Here is a 19068-nt window from a genome sequence, read left to right as displayed (position 1 = left end):
GGTTTAGGCATTTTCTTTTTCCCCGGTTGGTGCCGTGGGGGTGAAATGCTGGGAAGAAAACAAACGGTCGTCCCAGAGGGAAGAAAGATGGAAGCGAATCTTGCTGTAGCTGCCGTCTTCTCCTTTGCCGTAATTTTGTCTGGTTCTCACCTTGAGGGCGTACGCAAAGGTGTCGCCGTCCCATTTGAAATCAATTCGGTTCCAAAACCAACCGTAGTAGGCCCTGGTCTGCTTGATTTTCCACCGTGATCGTCTTCCGCCATAAGTGCTAAGGGCAATCGCGTGCGTAAAGGCATATTTGGCCTTTCCCGTCGGGCCGTCAATGCGGGCCACCGCTTCAAACGCCTGGGGCCCGGAAAGGCCGCCAATGACGGTGTGCCACTTTCCGTCACCTTCCACCTCCCCCATTACCAGCGTGCCAATCCGCGCATTATGGCCCAGGGTACCGTTTACGTGAAGGTCACTAAGGGGCTGGGTGGTATTTACGCCAATATTCCCTTCGTTACTGAGAAACAAACGGCTCGCAGAGGTTTCCTGATTAAACTCATCCTTCCCCAGTTTTTCAAAGCTCAGTCCCCGGGCATCGTTGTCCCGGAGTAATTTGAGTTGCCAGGAAGGCCGCTCGACGTCCATGCGCTCGTAAATGCTCAGCACCGGGTCCGCTTCTCCTTGCGGCGACAATTGTAGGCCTTCCTCCGCTGACTTTCCGATGCCATCCTCCATTTTATTGACGGTTGAGTCAATTAGGTGGGCAAAGTGATTTTCGGAAGGAAATTTTCCTTTGCTGAATAGACTTTTCAGGGAGGCTCGGTTCATTAACATGGGTAAAGATTATGGGGTTAACCAGGAGGGGGGAAGGTCAAAGTCGGCGGCTCCGTCTTGGCCGCTACCGGAGGGAGATGGAAGGTCCATATCCTCGCCGCCTTCTTCCAGGATGATGAAGTCGGCCTCTAGCCGCATCCGGTCGATGGCCGTGATGGACTCAAACTGGTGGTCATCGGTTTCGAGAATTTCGATCTGATGCTCTTCGAGTGGAATCAAGACACTCCACGGCCGGCTGGCCGTAAGGATTTCTGCATTGGTATCCTCCACCGCCGTGTCTTCCAGGGAGTAGAAGTCATCTTGTTTTTCGTAGATGAGCACCATGGAAAAGCCAGTAGTATACTGGATGTGTCGGCATTCATTGATGATGGCAAGGATCTCGGTCTTACTTACCGACCCGCCAAGGTTGACGGAACCTCCGCCTAACCACGGGCAGACGTAGTTTTTTATCGCATCCTCCACCTCCTTCAGCGCCCGTCCTCGGTGAAGGGTACTCTCTTTGGTCAGTTTTACGTGGCAACTCACCTTGAGCCGTTCGTAAACCGGATTGATGACGCGGATGTCGGCAAAAACCGAGGACAGCGACTTCAGGTACTCCTGAATTTCCTGAAGAATATGGTATCCCACCCTTGGCGTGGGGTTGGGGCCGGATATCCGGGGAATGACCACCACCAGCACCTCTCCGACCCCGAGGATATCCTCGTGCATGTGCTTGCCGATGCATTTTACCTGCTGGATGTCGGGAAAGGATTCCAGCACGAGGCGTTCGATATCCCAGACGTTCACCCCCCGGTTTTTGTGCCTCAGCCGCTCGCTGTTACGGACGTAGTAGGCAGATTTTTGCTCGGCCGGCATGCCTTTTGAGAAGGCCGCTGGCTGGGTTACCTTACTGATGCCCGCAAGGGTCACGACCGGCTCGGTGATGGGCGGCCGGTCTGCGGGTGGAGTTTTCAAATGGTGGTCATCTCCGTTGTCAATCCACGAGGCGTCCACGGCGTTGGAGAGAATGGCCCGGCACCGCCCCGCAGTAGAAAGATTGCCCGCTGACGACGCTCGGATCCAGTGGACGTCCGGGCCCAGCAGGTGGGTGCCCCTGGTCATTTCTTCGGAACAATAGAGGTGAAGAATGCCACTCGTGGACAGCTTGACCGTGGTGTCAGAAAGTATATGTTGTACGGGGAAGGGCCGCCATTCTTCCCCGTGGAGGTAATGCCACTTCACGTCCGGTGCTCCCCGACTGAATTTTTTCTCACTTTCCTCCAGATCAAAGAAAAGCGACAGCTGCTGCGGGGGGTGTAGATCCCGGATGCCGATATATAAATAGCCATCTTCATCAAACCGCGGACACAGATGGGGAGTAGTCAGTAGCCCCTTCTGGTAGACCGTCTCCTGCCCGAAAGGATGAAGACGAAACAGTGCGTTGTCCTCCGTGGGGTTATTTTCTCGTTGGTCAAGGCGACCCAGTTTCAGGGTGGTGGAAGCGGTATAATCCAGGCTTATCTGGTTAATGACCGGCGTGTAGGGTTCGTTAGGAATCACCAGCGGTTCTTCCTCCGCTTCACCGAAGAGTCGAAAGGGGCGCGGACGGGCATTTTCGGCCATTACCCGGGCAAACAGCCGGGGGTACAGCGCGTGCCCGAAGGCCATGGAGGGCGCCGCCAGGTTGAACTTGAAATAACCCGTACGGCAGCCGTTATCGTAGGGTGGAAGCTCCGTCAGGTGGAATAAGGGCCGAAACTGCATTCGCCTCAGGCTGGCTTCATCGATCTCAATCGTCGTATGTGGAGAAAGTGCTGGCTGTTGGACGTAATGGCTGGAGAAGAGTGGGAATTCCTCCTGTTGTTCACGGCTTCCGGGCTGGAAGGCATAATCCGTCAAACCGCTTACCCTTACGGTAAAGCTCTCGTTGGTGATGTCCTGATCGTAGGCAGCATAATGGTCCGCAAAGCCATTATCCGTTTCGGGCGTTTCTCCCCATTCAATGTGTACATTCAGGGAGTCGAGTGGTTTGTTGAACAATTCCTGGTGACCGAAGAGGAAGTAGCTGTTTTTCCGGGGAAAGGGGCCAAAAGGAAGAAAAGGACCAGAGGCATCGAGCAGCCCCTGGTCATTATTGGCGGTAATATTTTTTAGGCCCTTTACGGAGACATCCAGGGATATTTCTTCAAGTTCCAGGTCCCGGAGGAAAGAGTATCCATAAATCGCCTCCTGGTCACTCAGCAGTACCTTAAGTACGGGCCAGGAAGTCGTGAAGGCTTCCTGATGGAGGGAAGGGTCGTAAGGCGTGATGGCGGGGGCCGACTGATCCAATTGGAATTCCAGCGTGAGTACCGGAGTGTTCCAACTTTCTTCGGGCGGGGGAAGAATGCGGTATTTTTCGATTTCCACCCAACCTTCAGGGCCCGTATGAGAAAGTAGGAAGGGGTGCGTAAATACGGAAGAGAAAATATCTCCTCTACTGGATTTCCCCTCCGAGTTATTGGCAATGTCGTCGAGCAGATCCCGCAGCGTCAGGAAGGAAGCGGGGGTGAAGCGTAAGGTCATTTTTACTTCCCGGCTACCTTCCCCGACGAGCAGGGTGCTGGAGCAAAACGCGAAGCCCAGCGTTGAGGTGACCATCTGGCGATCCTTCTTACCAAAATCAAACTGATCCTCCCCCAGTACGGGCCAGCTGGTGTCCGTACCCGTAAAGGCTCCTCCCCGCCCATCGGCGGAGTTGGCTACCGGGGCGGCGTAGATCGCCGAAACCAGTCGGTAAGAACTTCCGGTTTGCACGATGGGGTTCTTGCTGACAAAAACGGTCTTCAGCACCGCCACGCTCGCCGGGGTGGCGATCAGCTCCCGGAGGATTTTATAGTGAGAGGGAACACCCTCTGCGTTGACGCCCGCCAGAAACAGCGTGCCCGACGGGATGACGACCTCCCGAACCCCGGGAACCGTCTCCAGGCAAATCGTAGTGGAATCCGGTACGCCCCCCCGAGGACGTAGCCCGAGTACTTCCTCGTAGTAGTAGTCAAGATGACGCCCGGTAATTGAATTCAGCTCCCGCTGGGCTTCTCCAAATAGCTTCAGGAAACTGATGAAAAGCCCAATTTGGGGGTTATGGTCATTACGGTTGGTAATGGATTCCGTAAACAGGGACTCACTCAATTCCATCAGGTAAGCCATCGTGAAGTACAACCGACGGTAGTATTCCTGAAGCCGCGCACCGGCAAACTTGAGCTTATCCCCCAGATCCCGCGAAGAACTCTCTTCTCCCTGGATGAAGGAGCGCTGTTCCTCCCGGTCCCAGGTGTCGGGGAAGGAAGCCAATTGCTGGTTCCAGCTACTTTGTACCTTTTTGTCCAGCCCGAAGGTCTGGGGGGCTGCACGGACAATGATTTTAAACGCGCGGAACTGTATTCCCAGGTCCCCCAGCATGGCCCGGTCTATTTCCTGCTCGATTCGGTGCTCTTCGTTCCAGGAGCGTAAGTCCCTGGCTTGCTGGTGCCAACTGAAGAGGAGGCCGGTCAGATCCAGCAGGCTATCGATGAGCTGTTCCAGGGTTGACCGTTGCTTCTCCGGGCTCTGGTCGTGGTGAATGTTGAGAAAGGACTCCTGAATCAGGTCGTCAAACGGGGAGAGATCGGCACTCAGGAGTGTGGCCAGGAAAACACTTTCGTCCTTGAGGAAAAAGGGAGACCAGTTGTACTTTTCGTCCGTGTTGGGGGCCTGGTCCTGGCCCTCACGATTGTAGTATTTTATGTGCTTGGCGTAGGAGGCGGCGGCGGCCAGCAGATCGTGAAGCTGGTGTTCGTCTATCCCCACAAATGAGGGGTCTAGTGCCGCGAGTTGACGTTGGTGCCTTGCGGTGCCCTGATAGTTAGTAAACGAACTTGTGCCCTTTTCTTTCAACCAGTCGGCTTTACATATTGAATACGTTTGTCCCTTCCTTGAAATAGAAGGGATAGACGATGTTATCTCTTGAATTAGTAATCCGGACGGTGTACCGTACCCCGATGTCAATGCGCCCCTGATAGGCGTCAACCATGTCCACCACGACGTCCTCCAGAATGATCCGGGGTTCAAAGCGAATGATCGACGTGCGGATCATGTCCACCATCTGATTCTCGGTGGAGGGCGTGAGCCGTTCAAAAACCAGACTGTGCAGATCGCAGCCGTATTCCGGTTTCATGACACGTTCTCCGGGAGTAGTAGAAAACAGGAGGAATAGGCTTTGGCGAATATCTTCTTCTTCGCTCACCATGGAAATACTTCCCGTGTCCAGCAGAAATTGAGGGGGGAAGCTCCAGCCTGTACCAAGAAAAGATTTGATTTTACGGTTTTCCATGATGCATTAGTTATCCACCGATCATTACGGTAGGTGCGCCAATGACAATGCTTCCTCCGTGGGCCGTGGTATCTCCCATCCGGGCAGCGGGTTTGCCGCCAATCATTACGGTGGCGGACCCCTTGACGATGCTGTCGGGAGGCCCCACGCAGGTACACATGTCACCCATCACTGCCGCCGGCATTTTGGCAATCAAAACGTTGGGTACTCCCGGACCGACGATGGGCCCGCCGACGTGGGGAATCGGCGGGGTGCCCGGCGTTTGCATCGGACAGGTATGCATATCGGTTAATCTGGCGGCTGGTGGCATATTGTTCTTTGATTTTTCTTGGCAATGTGGTTGGAAATTGTAACCTGAGCGGAGGCCGGGGGGCGACGGAGCGCAGGTGCCGTGTATTGCAGTCTGGCTTCTATAGTGCTGGGCTGACCGGTGGGAAGTCTGGCTTAATTGATCATCACCATGGCACCCTTAACGGTGGTGTTGCCTCCCGCGCTGAGTTCGGCGGTGGCACCGCCCTTCAGCGTGACGCCCACGTTACCGTTGGCCGTCACGTTGAGCCCCTTCAGGGCTACGTCCCCGCCGCTGGCCTGGGCGGATATCGCCTGATTGGCCTTGACGTTCACGTTTCCGGTGGCCTGGAGGGTGATGTCTTTACCACTCTTCAGGGTGATGCCATTGCTGTCCATCGTGATGGTGTTACTGTTCTGATCGGCGATCACGATCGAGGAATCCTTATCCGAGTAGGTGCATTTGTTACCCGCCGGAGTTTCAATGGTCAGGATTTTGTCTTTGTCATTCAGTTCAATTTTAAGTTGGGCCTTGGTGGTGAAGGCCTTGATGGAATTGTCCGCATCGGCCGTGTAGGCCGGAGCGTTTTTGCTGCTGTACAGGCTCCCCAGGATGACGGCAAAACGAGGGTCATCGTTGATGAAGCCCACAATTACCTCATCACCCACTTCGGGCATGAAAAAGGTCCCCTGCCCGTTGGTGGCGTAGAAGGTGCCCAGGCGGGCCCAGATACTGCAATCCAGTACGGGCACCTTAACCTTGATCCGGTGCTCACTTCCCTCGTCGGCATCGATCTTCTCCACCGTGGCGTTCTGAAGTCCCTGGATGGCGGGGAGCAGAGTCTTGGCGGTGTGTGGCGTGCTGCGTTGAAAGTACCATTCGGGATCAATTCCGAAGCCAACTTCCGTACGCCAAAGCCCCTCGCGGACCACGTGGCGTACCCGGGAAACAATCACCTTGCCGTTGAAGCGGGCACCGAATCCCTTCAGGGTGATGAGTTTATTGAGCTCCGGCGTGGCGTTGCCGAAAAACACCACTCTTCCCCGCACGCTGGCGAGGCGGGAGCGGAGCAACACCCCGTCGGCCAGCCCCTTCAGTTCGCCGGATTCCAGTGGCGTGCTCATTTGGTAGACCACGTCCGCCGAACCCATCGTCTCCGATAACTTCTTGCCGGTAATGTTTCCAATGGTGCTGACCGTTGGCTCGGCGGATTTTCCCTCTACGAAATCCCCACTGGCAAAGTCCCAGCCCTTGGCGGAGGTGGCGGGAAGCTGCTGACTGGCGTCCAGCTCTCCGTCAAATTCAAGCACGGAAGTGTCGTAATCCACCTCAAAGGAAAGGTCATCGCTACTGGTGGGCTTTTTGACCATGAGTTTTCCGTCGTTGGTGTACACGATCATCCCGTTGGCTTCGGCGCGGGTGAGGATGAAGTCCCAGTCGTTGAGCTGGGGCTGGACGAACAGCTTGTGTTGGTAGGTGGTGGCCTCTACCTCTTTCTCCAGGCCGGTTTCCCCGATGACCGCACTCAGGATGTCGCTGTCCTTCTTGTCGGCAAAATTTCGGATTTTTTGTCCGAGGGTAAGTTTCACGGCCTTGTCCTGACAAACCACCTCCAGCACGGTTCTCCGGCCACCCCGCGCCTTCAGCCGCTGGCGGAGAATGAGTCCCTTAAAGACCGTTTTATTCTTTGATTCGTAACCCAGTTTGATTTCCAGCTCTCCACCGGGGGCCAGGTTGTCCTGTTCGGAGATGGCAAAGTCCTTGTCGTTGCTGTCACCCCTCGGTAGTAGAATGGCGATTACTGCCCGGGAAACCTTATTGATCTCCCGCTCGACCTCCACGGAGAGTACGTCCACGGCGTCGCTGATGTCCTTGCCGTCGATCAGGAGGTCGAAGGAGACGTAATCCATTTCCGGATTGATGGGAGTAGTGGGCATGAAGGTTATTTTTTAATGGGCGGAAAAACAATTTTCTGGCCGGGTTCCAGCACCATGACGTTGTCGAGGTGATTGGCCTCGGCTACCTGTACGTAGTAAGCCGAATCGCCGTAAATCCGGTAACACATCAACGGAAGGTTGTCGCCGGCTTTGGCGGTGCGTACGTGCGTGAGGTCGGGAGAGTTTTTCTGCTTCAGGCTTTCGCGCATCTCGGAATTGATGTACTGTGAAAAGGCAACCTTCACCTTGGCCCGCAGGGGTTTGCCGTTGGGGTCAAACAGCGTGTAGTCAACGGACATACTCTTCAGCTGCCCCTTAAAGATCAAATCAGAAGACCCTCCCCATTCAATTTTGACGTAATTCGTTGAGTGGATTTTACCGTTGTAGAGCAGGACATACTTTTTCAGCAGCTCAATTTCATCGGTGACGTCCCCCGTTCCGGGGATCGCGCCCGTACCGTCAAAAATCAGCTCAAGATCGAGGGTTTCGGGTGGTGGGTCGATAATTTTTACGTCCACGATTTCTCCGCGGGCCAGCTTCTCCACGTCGTTTTTATCCGCCTTCAGGGGAATGAAGGAGCGCTTGTACCCCTCGGGGTTTATTTTCACCTCCAGGGGCTGGGACATTCCCGAGGCGGCCTGGGTAAAGTTGTCGTCCTCGTAGGCGTAGATTTTTAGTTTGTTCTCTGGCATCTCCCCTTGGCTAAAATTATTCGACGGTTTTTTGGCGGGTGTTACCCCTGGTGCTCACGCCCGAGACTACCTCCTTCGCTCTTCCTCCAGCATCTTTTTTACTTCCCGTAAAATCTCCTCCACCAACTTTTGCCGGTAGGAGGTTGTAAGCGAATTACTGGCCCCCTGTCCACCCCCGGAGCCGAGTGTTTCCCGAAGTTCCTCCAGGTCTTTTTCGGTAAGCAACCGGGCAGACTCTTCCCCCCGGTCTTCGGAGCGGGCCAAACTGGCCTCAATAATCAGCTCACGAATTTCAATTGGCATGGTGATTATCGTTTAGGTTTGGGTTGGGCTTTTTTCTTCGGCGCCGGTTTGGGGCGCGGAGTCTTCGGGTAAGCTGCCGCCGCCCGCTCGGTTTCCCGGTCAAAGTAGCTGTAGGTGAAGGTGATGCTTTCGATGACGAACTCACTCTTCTGCGCATCCAATGAGCTGAGTTCCCACTTGATGGGATAAGCATTGACGAATTTCCAACTCATCAAGCCGCCGGGGTTTTCGTCCATGGCTTCCAGCAGAATTACCTTGATGGTCTTCGGTTCGATTTTCTGCGACAGATCGCCCTCCAAGGTTTTTTTGCACCAGTCGGCCAGGCCGGAAGACTTGACCATCAGGCCCCGTTTCAGGACTAGGTCCCCGTAGCTGGTCCTGCCCGGAACCTTGTGGGCAAAGCGATTCTGGCCGCCTTCCTTGATGGATTCCGTCTCCATATTGACGCTGATCCCGGAAACTTCCTGAAAGGCACCGTCCATGGGAGGGGAGGGCGGTGCGCCCTCCCCCAAAATCTGTACCGAGTAGAAGAAACCAACGGGCGGTACGTACTGCGGTAAATTGATTTTCATGGATATCCTACTTAAGCGGCTTCAAAGGTCAGTCCCTCGTGCGCCAGGACGATCTCCTCGACGGCAACTTCACTGTTCTGGGCGTTCATGTCCGTACCCGACACCTTCATGGGGAAGGCATTCTTCAGGGTCCAGGTGAACATCGGACTGTGCTCCTCGTCCAGCAGCTGAATGGTGACGGTCTCCCGGGCAATGGTGTTCATCTTCACTTCACTGAAGTAGGTGAACAGCGCCGAATCACTCTTGAACATTCCCTTCTTCAGGGTGACGTCAGAGCCCTTCCGGAGTCCGGGCATTTTGACCGTCGAAAAGTCAATGCTGTTGCCGGCACGGTATTCGATCACGTCGTATTCCGTGTCTAAGCCGGAAATTTCCTGAAAGGCGATTTCCCCCTTCGATCCGATGGTTGCTTTGAAATGAAATTTGGGCACCGGCCACGGTGCTTCCTGTGCTTCTCCAGCCATAATTATGGTGATTTAGGTATGGTTATTGATTGATTAGCAGATTATGACTGCTGCATTTTTTGCTCGAAGGTGATGACGATGAATTCAGCAGGACGCGTGACGGCAATCTTCACGCTGATGCGCATGTAGCCATCGAGGATGTCTACCGGGGTCATCGTACTTCCCAGGCCGACGTCTACGCTGAAGGCGTCTTCGGCCGTTGCGCCCGCCAGGGCTCCCGACTGCCAAACGTTGGTCAGGAAGTTGACGATCAGCGCCTTCATGTTGGACCAAGTCGCTGCCGTATTGGGTTCGAATACGTAGGGCTCGGCCGCAAACTTGATCGATTGCTCGATAAAGATTACCGTACGACGTACACTGATGTAGCGCCAGTCCTGACTGTTTCCGTCCAGGGTTCTGGCTCCCCACACGAGCACTCCCTTGCCGGGGAAGGACCGAATGGCGTTTACCGCCTTGCCGTTGATGGGGACGTTCAGGCTTTCCTGCTGGTCGGCACTGATGTTTACGGCCGGGTTCATCACCGAGCCTACGCTAACGTTGGCCGGAGATTGAAACACCCCGACGGTATTGTCGATCATCGAGTAGATGCCCGCCATGGTTGCGCTGGGGGGCAGCAGGTTCAACTCCTTGCGAACATCCCGCAGCACGGCCTTGAACATACTGCTGACGGACGTCAGCCCCTGGTTCACTCGCTTGACGTCATCCGCGTTGTTACGATCCAGCTTCAGCAGTCCGGGCTCGTCGTCCGTACCGATGAGCAGCGAATTTTTAATGTCCGTGGCGGCCGAATGCTTGAGGACGCCATCGTAGACGTCCTGATTTAAGGCCGTGTCCAGTAGCCCCGCCAGGGTGGTGGCCGCTCCGTCAATTAAACTCGACTTAAAGGCGGCCTTGTCGATGATTTCGTTCTTGTCGTTGAAGGTTCCATCGGGGAAGGGCCGCACATCCCCCTCGGCGCCAAACTCCGCAATGTTCAGCAGCGTAATCTCGTCGGGAGCGATGGCACTGGTGTGCAGCCAGGGGAAATAGGTCGCGCCCCACTGAAGGTTATTGGTGCCGATGCCGTTCCGGAAGAGCTTGACGTCGGCCTGCATGTCGTAGTCGTCCGTGTCGTACTTGGCCCGGTCCATCCATACGTCGGTGATGGCAAAACGGCTTTGCATGTCAACGCCACAGTGCTTGAGCATGTCCTGATACAGGGTGTAAATTGCCTTTACGGCGTTCTCCTGGTCGGCCGGATCGACGGGCGCGATCGCCGCGTCGGGAATGACCAACATGGTGGGTTCCTGTTCCTTCAGCAGTGGAGCGATACCCTTTTTCAGTTCCTCCAGGTTCACGGTTACCGGCGCACCGTCATCGTCTACGTATTTCCCGACGGATACGATGTAACAATCCGTTCCTCCGTTGGAGAAGAACATCTTCATCTGGTTGTGGAGCGTGAAGTAGCTTTCGGTGATGGCGATGTCGTAGGGGAGGGTAGGGTCACCGGTGCCGGTTACGGTTACCTTGGTCTTCGGGGCGCCTCCGAAAAATTGGAGGTACTCTCCGTATGAGCTGATCTTCGTCGGTTTGAGTATCAGCGATTTCTTATCGCGAATGGCATTTTCGGTGTAGCCGATGAAGGCTGGTACGGCCGTCGGGACGGGTACCGCCGAATTGGGAAAGGCACTCCTTTCCTCAATGTAAACCCCTGGGGTCTTATAAATTCTGGCCATGGTACAGGTTTATGAAGTTGATGTCTTTGGTTGATTACAGGTAGACGAATATGTCCGAGAAATAGGGAGGTACCGTCGGTTGATGATCGGACGTTAATCCCTGGTTGCTTATGCGATTGCCGTCCGCGACGGGTAACGGAATGGTGATTTGGTGCTCCTGCCCGCCCTGCTCCTGCGTCACGCTCAGTTGCAGCTTACGGTCGGGTACCCGTTGTAAGGGGAGGGCCTTCGTAGACGCGATCACCTGAGCGGTATCACCGCCCGGGAGTTGCTTTTGCTCGGGGGGCTCACTTCCATCCGGAAAATCGTCGGCAGGACTCGTTTCGTTGAGAATCCTCCATCCGGAATAACCGGAGTCATTACGGTCAATAAAGTGGTACCGCCAGATGGTCTTGCGGGCAGCAAAAGACATCAGGTAAGTTTCGGGAAGGATGTTATCCCCCTGGAGTACGTACTGGCCGTGGTCGCCCAGATTCCCGAGGTGGACCGTAACGATGCCAACGTCGCCCCGTTGCAGCCCGTCGTGGGAAGGAATAAAGGGGTCTTCCTCCTGACCGTCGACCGACAGTGCGTACCTGGCCGTCGGTAATACCGTGAGGTTGATCTCCAGCCGGAGAAAAAACGGCCCGTCTTCTTCTTTCTGAAAGCGTGTCTTCAAAGAGAAAATATCCGGAGAAAGGTCGTTCTCGCTGAGCGGGTCGGGCAGCGGGTAATTCGCGATTGTCTCACCGAATTCGTCCAGTAACGTGATCGTAGAGCCTTCCTCAATTTCGCGGGTAATGATTGCCGGAGCCAGCGGCAATCGGGTTCCGCCATCCAGTAACTTACCTTCCCCCACTTGCCCGGAATTCTGGGCCAGGTTGGTGAAGTAGGCCAGATGTTGGGTGGACTCCTCCAGGGGGAGTTCGGTGTAATTCTGAAAGAAAGCATCCTCTACCCGGAGGATAAAGGACAGGGAAAGCGGATCCTCCAGGTCCAGTAACGGGCTGGTACGCGGGGGATAGGTACCATAAAACAGCTCCTGGGTGCCGGACCCGCGATCTACCATCCGCAGGGAAAATTGCTTCATGGCCGCGGCCGTACTTCGGGTTGGAATTATCCGGACCACCGATCCGTCCTCCTCCGGAAAGTACGCGTGCCGGATGCCCAGCTTCAACAAGGGATGATAGGAAATATTCATGGGCGCTTATTGTCCGGAAGCTGATGGTGGCTGGGAAGTGGTTTCGATGGAAGTGATTTCACTGACTTCCTCCAGAATGACGTCGCGGGTGATGGAAACCATCCGCAGCTTCATGACGGCTGACGGCATCATCTTGGCGCCCACCGCACCCCACAGTTGGCTCTGGGAGTGGAGATCCATATTGAAGATCTCCATCACCGCCCGCTCGATAGTATTAGGCAGCCCGGGCGTATTCTGGGGGGTGAATACCTGTTTGCCCTGAAAGTATCCGATGGTGTGCGACAAGAACTTCAGCGCCTCGTCGTAGTTGCCGGGAAAATGAGCGGAGAATAACAGGATGAGGTTGAGGTGAATGGGGGCATTTTTCTTGACGGCCCTCCCGGGCAGCGAATTCAGGGCCACTCTTTCCTGCTCTAGACTGACCAACGTGCAGATCATCTTGTTTTCTCCATCAAAGGCAGGGTTGCCCTGCATATCCACCAGCGCCGACAGAACCGCACGGTCTTCGTTTCCCCTTACGGATCTTTTCAGAAAGTTGTTGAGTTCCTTTACGATAATATCCAGTACCTGGTGGATCATGTGCTTTTTGGTTCCCGTTCCCTACGGTGAAGACAAAAGCCTGCCTGGCCTTCCCGGGGGAAAGCTTGACGATTCTGAGCAGGAAAGCGGCCCGTTACGGTCCTTTCTTACTCAATTATGGTCCGGCATGTAGAAAAACTGAGGCGGTAGACAGCTTTTCTGGCTATGGGTAAGACGTAGGTGAGTTAGTTGTGGTGATTGTATTTAATGATGGTATGTAAAATCAAAGGCCATCGGTGCTCGGCCTTCTTCATTCTTCCGCTGGGGTCAACGCCAGGGTTTTTACCGCCGCCACGACCATGCGAATCAGGTAGATTCCCAGGAAACTGACGGCATAAGCAACCAGAAAAAGCTCCATGACAAAGATTTTTTCCTCTTCCCCAAAGGAAGGATCGTCGGTCACAATGTCAAGCCCCGTTAGCCAGAAAAAAGCAATGGGTACGGCGAGGACGATTGTGATGAGCAACCAGAGAAATTCTCTTGCAAAGAAGACTTTCACTATTTCTGGAGTCGTAATGAATGGCTTTTAAATTAAGGAGGATCAGGCCATTTTTTCAAGGCTGATCGCCAAAACAAGGGTATATCCTGTCATAACAGGTATTTCTACCTACGATATTGTAGTAGGATTGTTAGGTACACTAATTTGCCCGCAGGCGTCAGGCCATCAACGGATTAATTTCAATAGTTCGCCATTTATAATGCCCTTGCGGGTAATTGATTAAACATGCAGTCTTTTGGGCGCCGTTACGAGGACTCCATTCCCGCCTGGCGCCCCCGGGCACTACCCGGCACCTGCACTCCGTGCCCGCTAAAACCCTTAATCCGGTAATAAACCAGGCGTTTACCCGGCCTGCTTTTCGATCATCTTGAACCACCACCAGACCAGTAAAGCACTCTTCTCCTGATAATCGACCGGACGGAGCACCTGCCGGTAATTGTCGAGAATTTCCGGCTCCTCCTCCAGAAACGGTCGCAGGGTAGTCAGCAACTTGGTGTAGCGGGGAAAGTCCGCCGCTTCGGGCACCTCCTTGGCCCCGAGTTCCGCGCAAATGGTCTGGAGCAGTTTGGTGGAGTAGGGTGCGTAGGTTTCCGGAAATTGCCCCATCAGGTAAATGGACACCATGTTGTAGTCGTCGTCGTGGCTGTGGCTGGGCGTCTTGTCCTTTGGTTTTTCGTCCCGGAAGCGGTTGAACAGCTCGTTGACGTAAAAGACGAACCGCTGAATCCGTCCCTCCAGTTGCCGGTCTTCGCTGAAGAGGTCGCGAAAAGCTTCCCGGACAAAGTCGGGTTCCCAGTTCATCAGGGCCAACATCGCTCGTTTGGGGTCATAGCCTCCCCGCCGATAGTGCCGTCGGTTGGTTTTGGAGTCCAACGCCAGATCGTAGGCCGTGGCAAGTTCTTTGGCTTCCACATCGAAGTGGGTCTGCCAATTTTGCTGGGTTTCCCAATGGGGGAGGTACTCAAGGGCTTCTTCGGTGGTCATCCAGGTTTTGAAGTCGGCCACGGAAGCACGAATTTTTGGAACTTGCATGGAACAAAAGTACTCTCCATTCCTGGCTATTTGCCGCTTCGCCTTCGCATCTTTACGGCGTGGAAAGAATTTACGACGGAAGTAGGTCGGTCATTGAGGAGCTATACGCTCGCTACCACAGTTTTGACCTGGTGGTCGATTCCCGTCGGCTGGACCGCCCGGCCCGGAGCCTGTTTTTTGCGCTGCCGGGAAAGCGGACGCACGGTCTTGATTTCATCCCGGAACTGATTGCCCGGGGCGGTCGCCATTTTGTGGTCAGCCGGGAGGCAGTGAGGCCGATCAAGGAAGGGGGCGACGGTGCGTGGAGTGAAACGGAATACTCGGCTCAGCCGGTACGGGTGCCGGCAACCCTTCTGGAGCGCCAGGACCTGCAGTTCATCGTCGCGGAGGATCCCCTGATCCTGTTGCAGGACCTGGCCGCCTGGCACCGTCGACAGTTTGATCTTCCGGTGCTGGCCATTACGGGAAGCAACGGCAAGACGATCGTCAAGGACTGGCTGAAGGAAGTGATCGGGGAGGACCTCCGGGTCTGCGCCAGTCCGCGTTCCTACAACAGTCAGATTGGCGTACCGCTGTCGGTCTGGCAACTCCGGCCGGATCACCAGCTGGCCATCTTTGAGGCGGGCGTCAGCGAAGCGGGTGAGATGGAACGGTTGGCGGCCATCATCCGGCCCACCGCCGGCGTATTCACCAACCTGGGGGAAGCGCACGCCGAAGGGTTCCGGAGTCGTGAGCATAAACTCCGGGAAAAATGTACGCTATTTCACGGGACGGAATGGGTCATGACCGGCAGCCGGGACCCGCTGGTGCACCGGGTCATCCGGGATGTTTCTTCCTCCCTGAAAGTACTCGGGGAAGGAGCGACAGAGACCCTGGATTTTCCGGCAGACTGGCCCCCGGTCTACCGACAGAATGCCGCATTAGTGGCGATGGTGGCCCGCTTTTTCCTGGGAAACTCCGCATCCCTTACCGAGCGCTTATCGCGGCTCCGGCCCCTGGCCAACCGCCTGGAACTCCGGCGGGGACGCGACGGTGGCCCCGTGATCAATGACACCTACAGCAATGACCTGAGTGCCCTGGCGGCCGCCCTGGAATTTGCGGGGCAGCAGGATCCCTTCGGTCGGCTAACGCTCATTCTCGGAGCCCTCCAGGCAACCGGCAACGACGATCGGAGCGCCCTGGAAACCCTGCTGCGGGGCAAAGTTCATCGTCTGCTGGCCGTAGGGAAGGAGACCCGGGAAATCACCGAAGGCTTCCCCGAAGTGGAGTATTTTGCATCGGTTGCGGAATTGCTCGGGGAACTCCCCCGACTGTCCTTCGCGGGGCAGACCACCCTGGTCAAGGGGGCTAGTCGGCAGATGATGGACCGGGTCGCGGATGCCCTCAGTCTCAGCCGCCACCGCACCCTGCTGCGGCTGGATTTGCGGGCCCTGCAGGACAATTTGCACGCCTACCGGCGCGGATTACCGCCCGAAACGAAGATCATGGCGATGGTCAAGGCTTCGGCCTACGGCGGTGGTGCCCTCCCGGTAGCGCGGGCGGTGGAAGGACACGGCGCGGATTACCTGGCCGTTGCCTACCCCGAGGAGGGGCGACAGTTGCGGGAGGGCGGTGTCGGCCTGCCGATCATGGTGCTCAACGCCGAACCCCACACCTTTGGGTTACTCAAGGCCTACGGGCTGGAACCGGTCGTCCATGACCTGAACGGTATCCGGCGCTGTCGGGAGTACCAGCTCCCGGGGCACCTGGAAATCGATACCGGGATGGGGCGACTGGGGTTTCCGGTCGGGGAGGTGCCCCGGCTCGCCGGGGCCCTGCGGAGCATGAGTGCTCCGCCCGAGATACTTTCCGTATTTACGCACCTGGCCGTTAGTGAAAGTCCGGAGGAAGATGATTTCACCCGGCAGCAAATCGCACGTTTTGGGGCGGCCTTTGCGGCCATCAGCGACACCCTTCCCGTCGTGCCGATGCGGCACGTCCTCAACACCAACGGCATCAGCCGTTTCCCCGAAGCGGCCTTTGAGATGGTCCGTCTGGGGATTGGCCTTTACGGTTTGGGGGATGCGCAGCGGAGGGGGAGCCTGCGGCCCGCCTTCCGGTTTTCCACCCGCATCACGGCGGTCTACGAGCGGGCGGCCGGGGAGACGGTCGGCTACGGCCGCCGGGGGAAATTGCTGCGGGATTCCCGGATTGCCGTCCTGAGCGTGGGCTACGCCGATGGCCTTCCCCGCCTGGCGGGGGAGGGGAGGTTTTCCGTCCGCATCGGTGCGGGACTCGCTCCTACCGTTGGCTCAGTTTGTATGGATATGACCACCGTGGACGTAACGGATCTGCCCGGCGTGGAAGTAGGGGAGGAGGTCGTCATTTTCGGCCCCGAGCACGATATTGAGGTGCTGGCTACTGCCGCTCAGACGATTCCGTACGAAATCCTGACGGGGATCGGGGAGCGGGTGCACCGCCTATATGTTACTGAATGACTATTTTTCGGCAAATTTCCACCTGACCTATGTTCGAATTCTTCCACCGTGCAAAACACTGGCTGCTGTTCATTCCCATCAGCGCGGTCACCATTTACCAGTATGGCCTCCAGATTGCTTATCAGGATAATCTCACCACCTGGCAAGTTGAAATGCAGGATCCCGACGCCGACTTTGACGCCATGATGCCGAATATGGCGGATTTTGATTCCTATTTCTACTTCTTCGTCCTGCTCTTCCTGATTTCTTACGGGACGCATTTCTTGTGGTACTGGTCCGTGGGTAAGGGCCTGCACCACTACGTGCCGGAAGGTACGGCGCTGAAACCCCAGCGGTTCAAAATCGCCATGATCGTCAACGCGGTGATGTTATTCGTGGGGGCGTACTTCTTCGTGGAAGCCTGGGGTTTTTTCGGTGACTTTTTCTCTTCTCTTTCCGGGGATGCCTCCGATGATGGAAGTATGGCCGAGGAGGAGTACCTCCAGCAAATATTGACGGGAGTCGGGGTGATGTTCCTCCTGTTTTTCTTTTGGTTGATCGCCATGGTCTACAGCTGTTATTATGTGGGGAAAACGCTTAAGTCCATCGAGTTGGGTCGCCCCGCCCGGGGCGGGGAAGTTGCGGGCTACGCCTTGCTCTCGTATCTGCTGCTCATCGGCATCTGGATGCTCCAGCCCAAAGTCAATCGCCTGGTCAGCACCGGCTCCATGACGAACGCCGAGGAGAGCAGTACCTGGTAGTTCTTTCCCGCGATTTGTTTAGGTGTATCTACAGCATTTTGTACCTTTGCGCCCCCCTCAGGGAATAGCAAGTACTTAGCTCATACAGATAACATAGATATGCCCGATCGCCTCACGAAAATTGGCGTCTTTTACGACGGAAATTACTTTCTCCACGTTTCAAACTACTACAACTACGACCACCCCCGGCGGCGGCGGTTGAGTATTGCCGGTCTGCACCAGTTCATCGAGAGCCGCGTGGCGGAATCGGAGGAGGTGGCTCCCGGAATGGCCAAAATCGTCGACAGCCACTACTTCCGTGGCCGCCTCAACGCCCAGGAAGCACAGCAGCGCGGAGCCGTGCTTTACTACGACCGCGTCTTTGACGATATCCTGATGAGCAGCGGGGTGACGACCCATTACAGTCCGTTGCGCTCCGCCAATGGCCGTCGTCAGGAAAAGGGGATCGACGTTTGGTTGGCGCTGGAGGCCTTCGAGCAGGCCCTGCTGCGCAAGCTGGACGTAGTGGTCCTCATCGCCAGCGACAGCGACTACGTGCCGCTGGTGCGCAAGCTCAACAGCCTCGGGTGCCGGGTGATGGTAATGGGCTGGGACTTCGAGTTCACCACCGACAACGGTTCCCAGATGGTCACCCGCACCAGCCAAGACCTCCTGGAGGAGTGCAGCTACCCAACCCTGATGAACCTCATCATCGACGAGCCCCGGGTAAGTGAGGAAGATCTGGTGGATAACCTGTTCGTGGCCGGCAACCCGGACAAGAACCGCCGCAACCGCACCTTCAAGGCCAACAATAACGGTACCCACGATACCGCGGAGGAAGAAGAACAGGAAATTGAGTTCGAAGAGCCAAGCGAAGGGGAAGTAGGTGACCGGATGGAGAGCGAAATCTTCAGCCTGAAGAACGGCTACGGATTCATCAAGTACCCCCCCAATAACCTATTCTTCCACCACACCACGGTAAACAACGCCGACTTCAACGAACTCTACGAAGACGATCAGGTAGCCTTCACCCTGACCCACAACGACAAGGGACAGCTGATTGCCACCAACGTGGAGTTGCTGGAAATTCTGGAGGAAGAATAAGGCCCGGAAGAGGCTTGCTCCCCGCCCCATCGATGAATGGTCGGGCAAGCGCAAGCCGGTCGACCGAGGCTGAGGAGAAGGCTAAGGCTGGTGGAGACGTTTCACGTCGAGCCTTCAAAGGGATAGCTCGTCCGCCCAGGCGCGAGGCACGAGCTGACTGGTCTGCCGAGAGGGGAAGAGGGAAGAAAGAAGAAAAAAGAAGGAAGAAAGAAGAAGGAAGCATAGATCCGGAAGGAACCCTGGAAAAGGCTTGTTCCCGTAAGCCGGTCGCGCAAGGCTGAGGCTGGTGGAGACGTTTCACGTCGAGCCATCAAAGGGGTAGCTCGTCCGCCCAGGCGCGAGGCACGAGCTGAC

The 19068-nt window shown here is 55.9% G+C and carries 17 protein-coding genes; 3 read left to right on the top strand and 14 right to left on the bottom strand.

Annotated elements, in window-relative coordinates; genetic code table 11:
- Nucleotides 1-3: 3 nt before the first annotated feature.
- The 14 genes from E1J53_RS18400 to E1J53_RS18335 all read right to left on the bottom strand — a co-directional run bounded on the left by E1J53_RS18400 (nucleotide 4) and on the right by E1J53_RS18335 (nucleotide 14414).
- Nucleotides 4-822 carry a hypothetical protein gene (locus E1J53_RS18400; protein ID WP_134270690.1) on the bottom strand — a complete coding sequence of 273 codons (819 nt, stop codon included), beginning with the start codon at nucleotides 820-822 and terminating at the stop codon, nucleotides 4-6.
- Nucleotides 823-831: 9 nt separating this feature from the next.
- Complete coding sequence (locus tag E1J53_RS24715; RefSeq protein ID WP_134270689.1) at nucleotides 832-4629, bottom strand: baseplate J/gp47 family protein; 3798 nt, start codon at nucleotides 4627-4629, stop codon at nucleotides 832-834.
- A 97-nt stretch (nucleotides 4630-4726) separates the two neighbouring features.
- Nucleotides 4727-5152, bottom strand: a complete 426-nt coding sequence (locus E1J53_RS18390; RefSeq protein WP_134270688.1) for a GPW/gp25 family protein — start codon at nucleotides 5150-5152, stop codon at nucleotides 4727-4729.
- Nucleotides 5153-5162: 10 nt separating this feature from the next.
- A complete protein-coding gene (locus tag E1J53_RS18385) occupies nucleotides 5163-5462 on the bottom strand; it encodes a PAAR domain-containing protein (protein WP_134270687.1) in 300 nt (99 codons plus the stop codon).
- 134 nt (nucleotides 5463-5596) lie between these two features.
- The gene (gene vgrG, locus E1J53_RS18380) at nucleotides 5597-7378 is read right to left on the bottom strand and encodes a type VI secretion system tip protein VgrG (protein ID WP_134270686.1); all 1782 of its coding nucleotides are present in this window, start codon (nucleotides 7376-7378) and stop codon (nucleotides 5597-5599) included.
- Between the two features lie 5 nt (nucleotides 7379-7383).
- Complete coding sequence (locus E1J53_RS18375) at nucleotides 7384-8070, bottom strand: LysM peptidoglycan-binding domain-containing protein (RefSeq protein WP_134270685.1); 687 nt, start codon at nucleotides 8068-8070, stop codon at nucleotides 7384-7386.
- A gap of 66 nt (nucleotides 8071-8136) precedes the next feature.
- Nucleotides 8137-8373: a DUF5908 family protein gene (locus E1J53_RS18370; protein WP_134270684.1), complete on the bottom strand. Its 237-nt coding sequence runs from the start codon at nucleotides 8371-8373 to the stop codon at nucleotides 8137-8139.
- Between the two features lie 5 nt (nucleotides 8374-8378).
- Entirely contained in the window at nucleotides 8379-8945 is a 567-nt protein-coding gene (locus E1J53_RS18365) for a phage tail protein (protein ID WP_134270683.1), read from the bottom strand.
- 11 nt (nucleotides 8946-8956) lie between these two features.
- The gene (locus tag E1J53_RS18360) at nucleotides 8957-9409 is read right to left on the bottom strand and encodes a phage tail protein (protein ID WP_134270682.1); all 453 of its coding nucleotides are present in this window, start codon (nucleotides 9407-9409) and stop codon (nucleotides 8957-8959) included.
- Between the two features lie 41 nt (nucleotides 9410-9450).
- Complete coding sequence (locus E1J53_RS18355) at nucleotides 9451-11124, bottom strand: phage tail sheath C-terminal domain-containing protein (protein WP_134270681.1); 1674 nt, start codon at nucleotides 11122-11124, stop codon at nucleotides 9451-9453.
- Between the two features lie 34 nt (nucleotides 11125-11158).
- A complete protein-coding gene (locus E1J53_RS18350; RefSeq protein WP_134270680.1) occupies nucleotides 11159-12304 on the bottom strand; it encodes a hypothetical protein in 1146 nt (381 codons plus the stop codon).
- A 6-nt stretch (nucleotides 12305-12310) separates the two neighbouring features.
- On the bottom strand, nucleotides 12311-12883 hold the full coding sequence (locus E1J53_RS18345; RefSeq protein ID WP_134270679.1) for a DUF4255 domain-containing protein: 573 nt from the start codon (nucleotides 12881-12883) through the stop codon (nucleotides 12311-12313).
- A 250-nt stretch (nucleotides 12884-13133) separates the two neighbouring features.
- The gene (locus E1J53_RS18340; RefSeq protein ID WP_134270678.1) at nucleotides 13134-13349 is read right to left on the bottom strand and encodes a hypothetical protein; all 216 of its coding nucleotides are present in this window, start codon (nucleotides 13347-13349) and stop codon (nucleotides 13134-13136) included.
- Between the two features lie 375 nt (nucleotides 13350-13724).
- Nucleotides 13725-14414, bottom strand: a complete 690-nt coding sequence (locus E1J53_RS18335; RefSeq protein WP_134270677.1) for a hypothetical protein — start codon at nucleotides 14412-14414, stop codon at nucleotides 13725-13727.
- Nucleotides 14415-14473: 59 nt separating this feature from the next.
- Between E1J53_RS18335 and alr the strand changes: the two genes are divergently transcribed.
- From alr to E1J53_RS18320, 3 genes are all read left to right on the top strand, one after another.
- The gene (gene alr / locus E1J53_RS18330; RefSeq protein WP_173021556.1) at nucleotides 14474-16891 is read left to right on the top strand and encodes an alanine racemase; all 2418 of its coding nucleotides are present in this window, start codon (nucleotides 14474-14476) and stop codon (nucleotides 16889-16891) included.
- A gap of 29 nt (nucleotides 16892-16920) precedes the next feature.
- Nucleotides 16921-17631, top strand: a complete 711-nt coding sequence (locus E1J53_RS18325) for a hypothetical protein (protein ID WP_134270675.1) — start codon at nucleotides 16921-16923, stop codon at nucleotides 17629-17631.
- A 99-nt stretch (nucleotides 17632-17730) separates the two neighbouring features.
- Nucleotides 17731-18714, top strand: coding sequence for an NYN domain-containing protein (locus tag E1J53_RS18320; RefSeq protein ID WP_134270674.1), 984 nt, complete (start codon nucleotides 17731-17733; stop codon nucleotides 18712-18714).
- Nucleotides 18715-19068: the final 354 nt, after the last annotated feature.

The sequence above is a fragment of the Lewinella sp. W8 genome (assembly GCF_004375085.3).
Taxonomy (GTDB): Bacteria; Bacteroidota; Bacteroidia; order Chitinophagales; family Saprospiraceae; genus Neolewinella.
Note: the sequence above shows the minus strand (reverse complement) of the source record. Positions and strands in the feature narration are given on the sequence as shown.

What these genes read in the sequence shown, in the direction of transcription:
- E1J53_RS18365 (WP_134270683.1), bottom strand. Translation starts at nt 8,945, where the DNA reads ATGAAAATCAATTTACCGCAGTACGTACCGCCCGTTGGTTTCTTCTAC.
- E1J53_RS18370 (WP_134270684.1), bottom strand. Translation starts at nt 8,373, where the DNA reads ATGCCAATTGAAATTCGTGAGCTGATTATTGAGGCCAGTTTGGCCCGC.
- E1J53_RS18345 (WP_134270679.1), bottom strand. Translation starts at nt 12,883, where the DNA reads ATGATCCACCAGGTACTGGATATTATCGTAAAGGAACTCAACAACTTT.
- E1J53_RS18400 (WP_134270690.1), bottom strand. Translation starts at nt 822, where the DNA reads ATGTTAATGAACCGAGCCTCCCTGAAAAGTCTATTCAGCAAAGGAAAA.
- E1J53_RS18320 (WP_134270674.1), top strand. Translation starts at nt 17,731, where the DNA reads ATGCCCGATCGCCTCACGAAAATTGGCGTCTTTTACGACGGAAATTAC.
- E1J53_RS18375 (WP_134270685.1), bottom strand. Translation starts at nt 8,070, where the DNA reads ATGCCAGAGAACAAACTAAAAATCTACGCCTACGAGGACGACAACTTT.
- E1J53_RS18385 (WP_134270687.1), bottom strand. Translation starts at nt 5,462, where the DNA reads ATGCCACCAGCCGCCAGATTAACCGATATGCATACCTGTCCGATGCAA.
- E1J53_RS18390 (WP_134270688.1), bottom strand. Translation starts at nt 5,152, where the DNA reads ATGGAAAACCGTAAAATCAAATCTTTTCTTGGTACAGGCTGGAGCTTC.
- vgrG (WP_134270686.1), bottom strand. Translation starts at nt 7,378, where the DNA reads ATGCCCACTACTCCCATCAATCCGGAAATGGATTACGTCTCCTTCGAC.
- E1J53_RS18355 (WP_134270681.1), bottom strand. Translation starts at nt 11,124, where the DNA reads ATGGCCAGAATTTATAAGACCCCAGGGGTTTACATTGAGGAAAGGAGT.
- E1J53_RS18335 (WP_134270677.1), bottom strand. Translation starts at nt 14,414, where the DNA reads ATGCAAGTTCCAAAAATTCGTGCTTCCGTGGCCGACTTCAAAACCTGG.
- E1J53_RS18360 (WP_134270682.1), bottom strand. Translation starts at nt 9,409, where the DNA reads ATGGCTGGAGAAGCACAGGAAGCACCGTGGCCGGTGCCCAAATTTCAT.
- E1J53_RS18325 (WP_134270675.1), top strand. Translation starts at nt 16,921, where the DNA reads ATGTTCGAATTCTTCCACCGTGCAAAACACTGGCTGCTGTTCATTCCC.
- E1J53_RS18350 (WP_134270680.1), bottom strand. Translation starts at nt 12,304, where the DNA reads ATGAATATTTCCTATCATCCCTTGTTGAAGCTGGGCATCCGGCACGCG.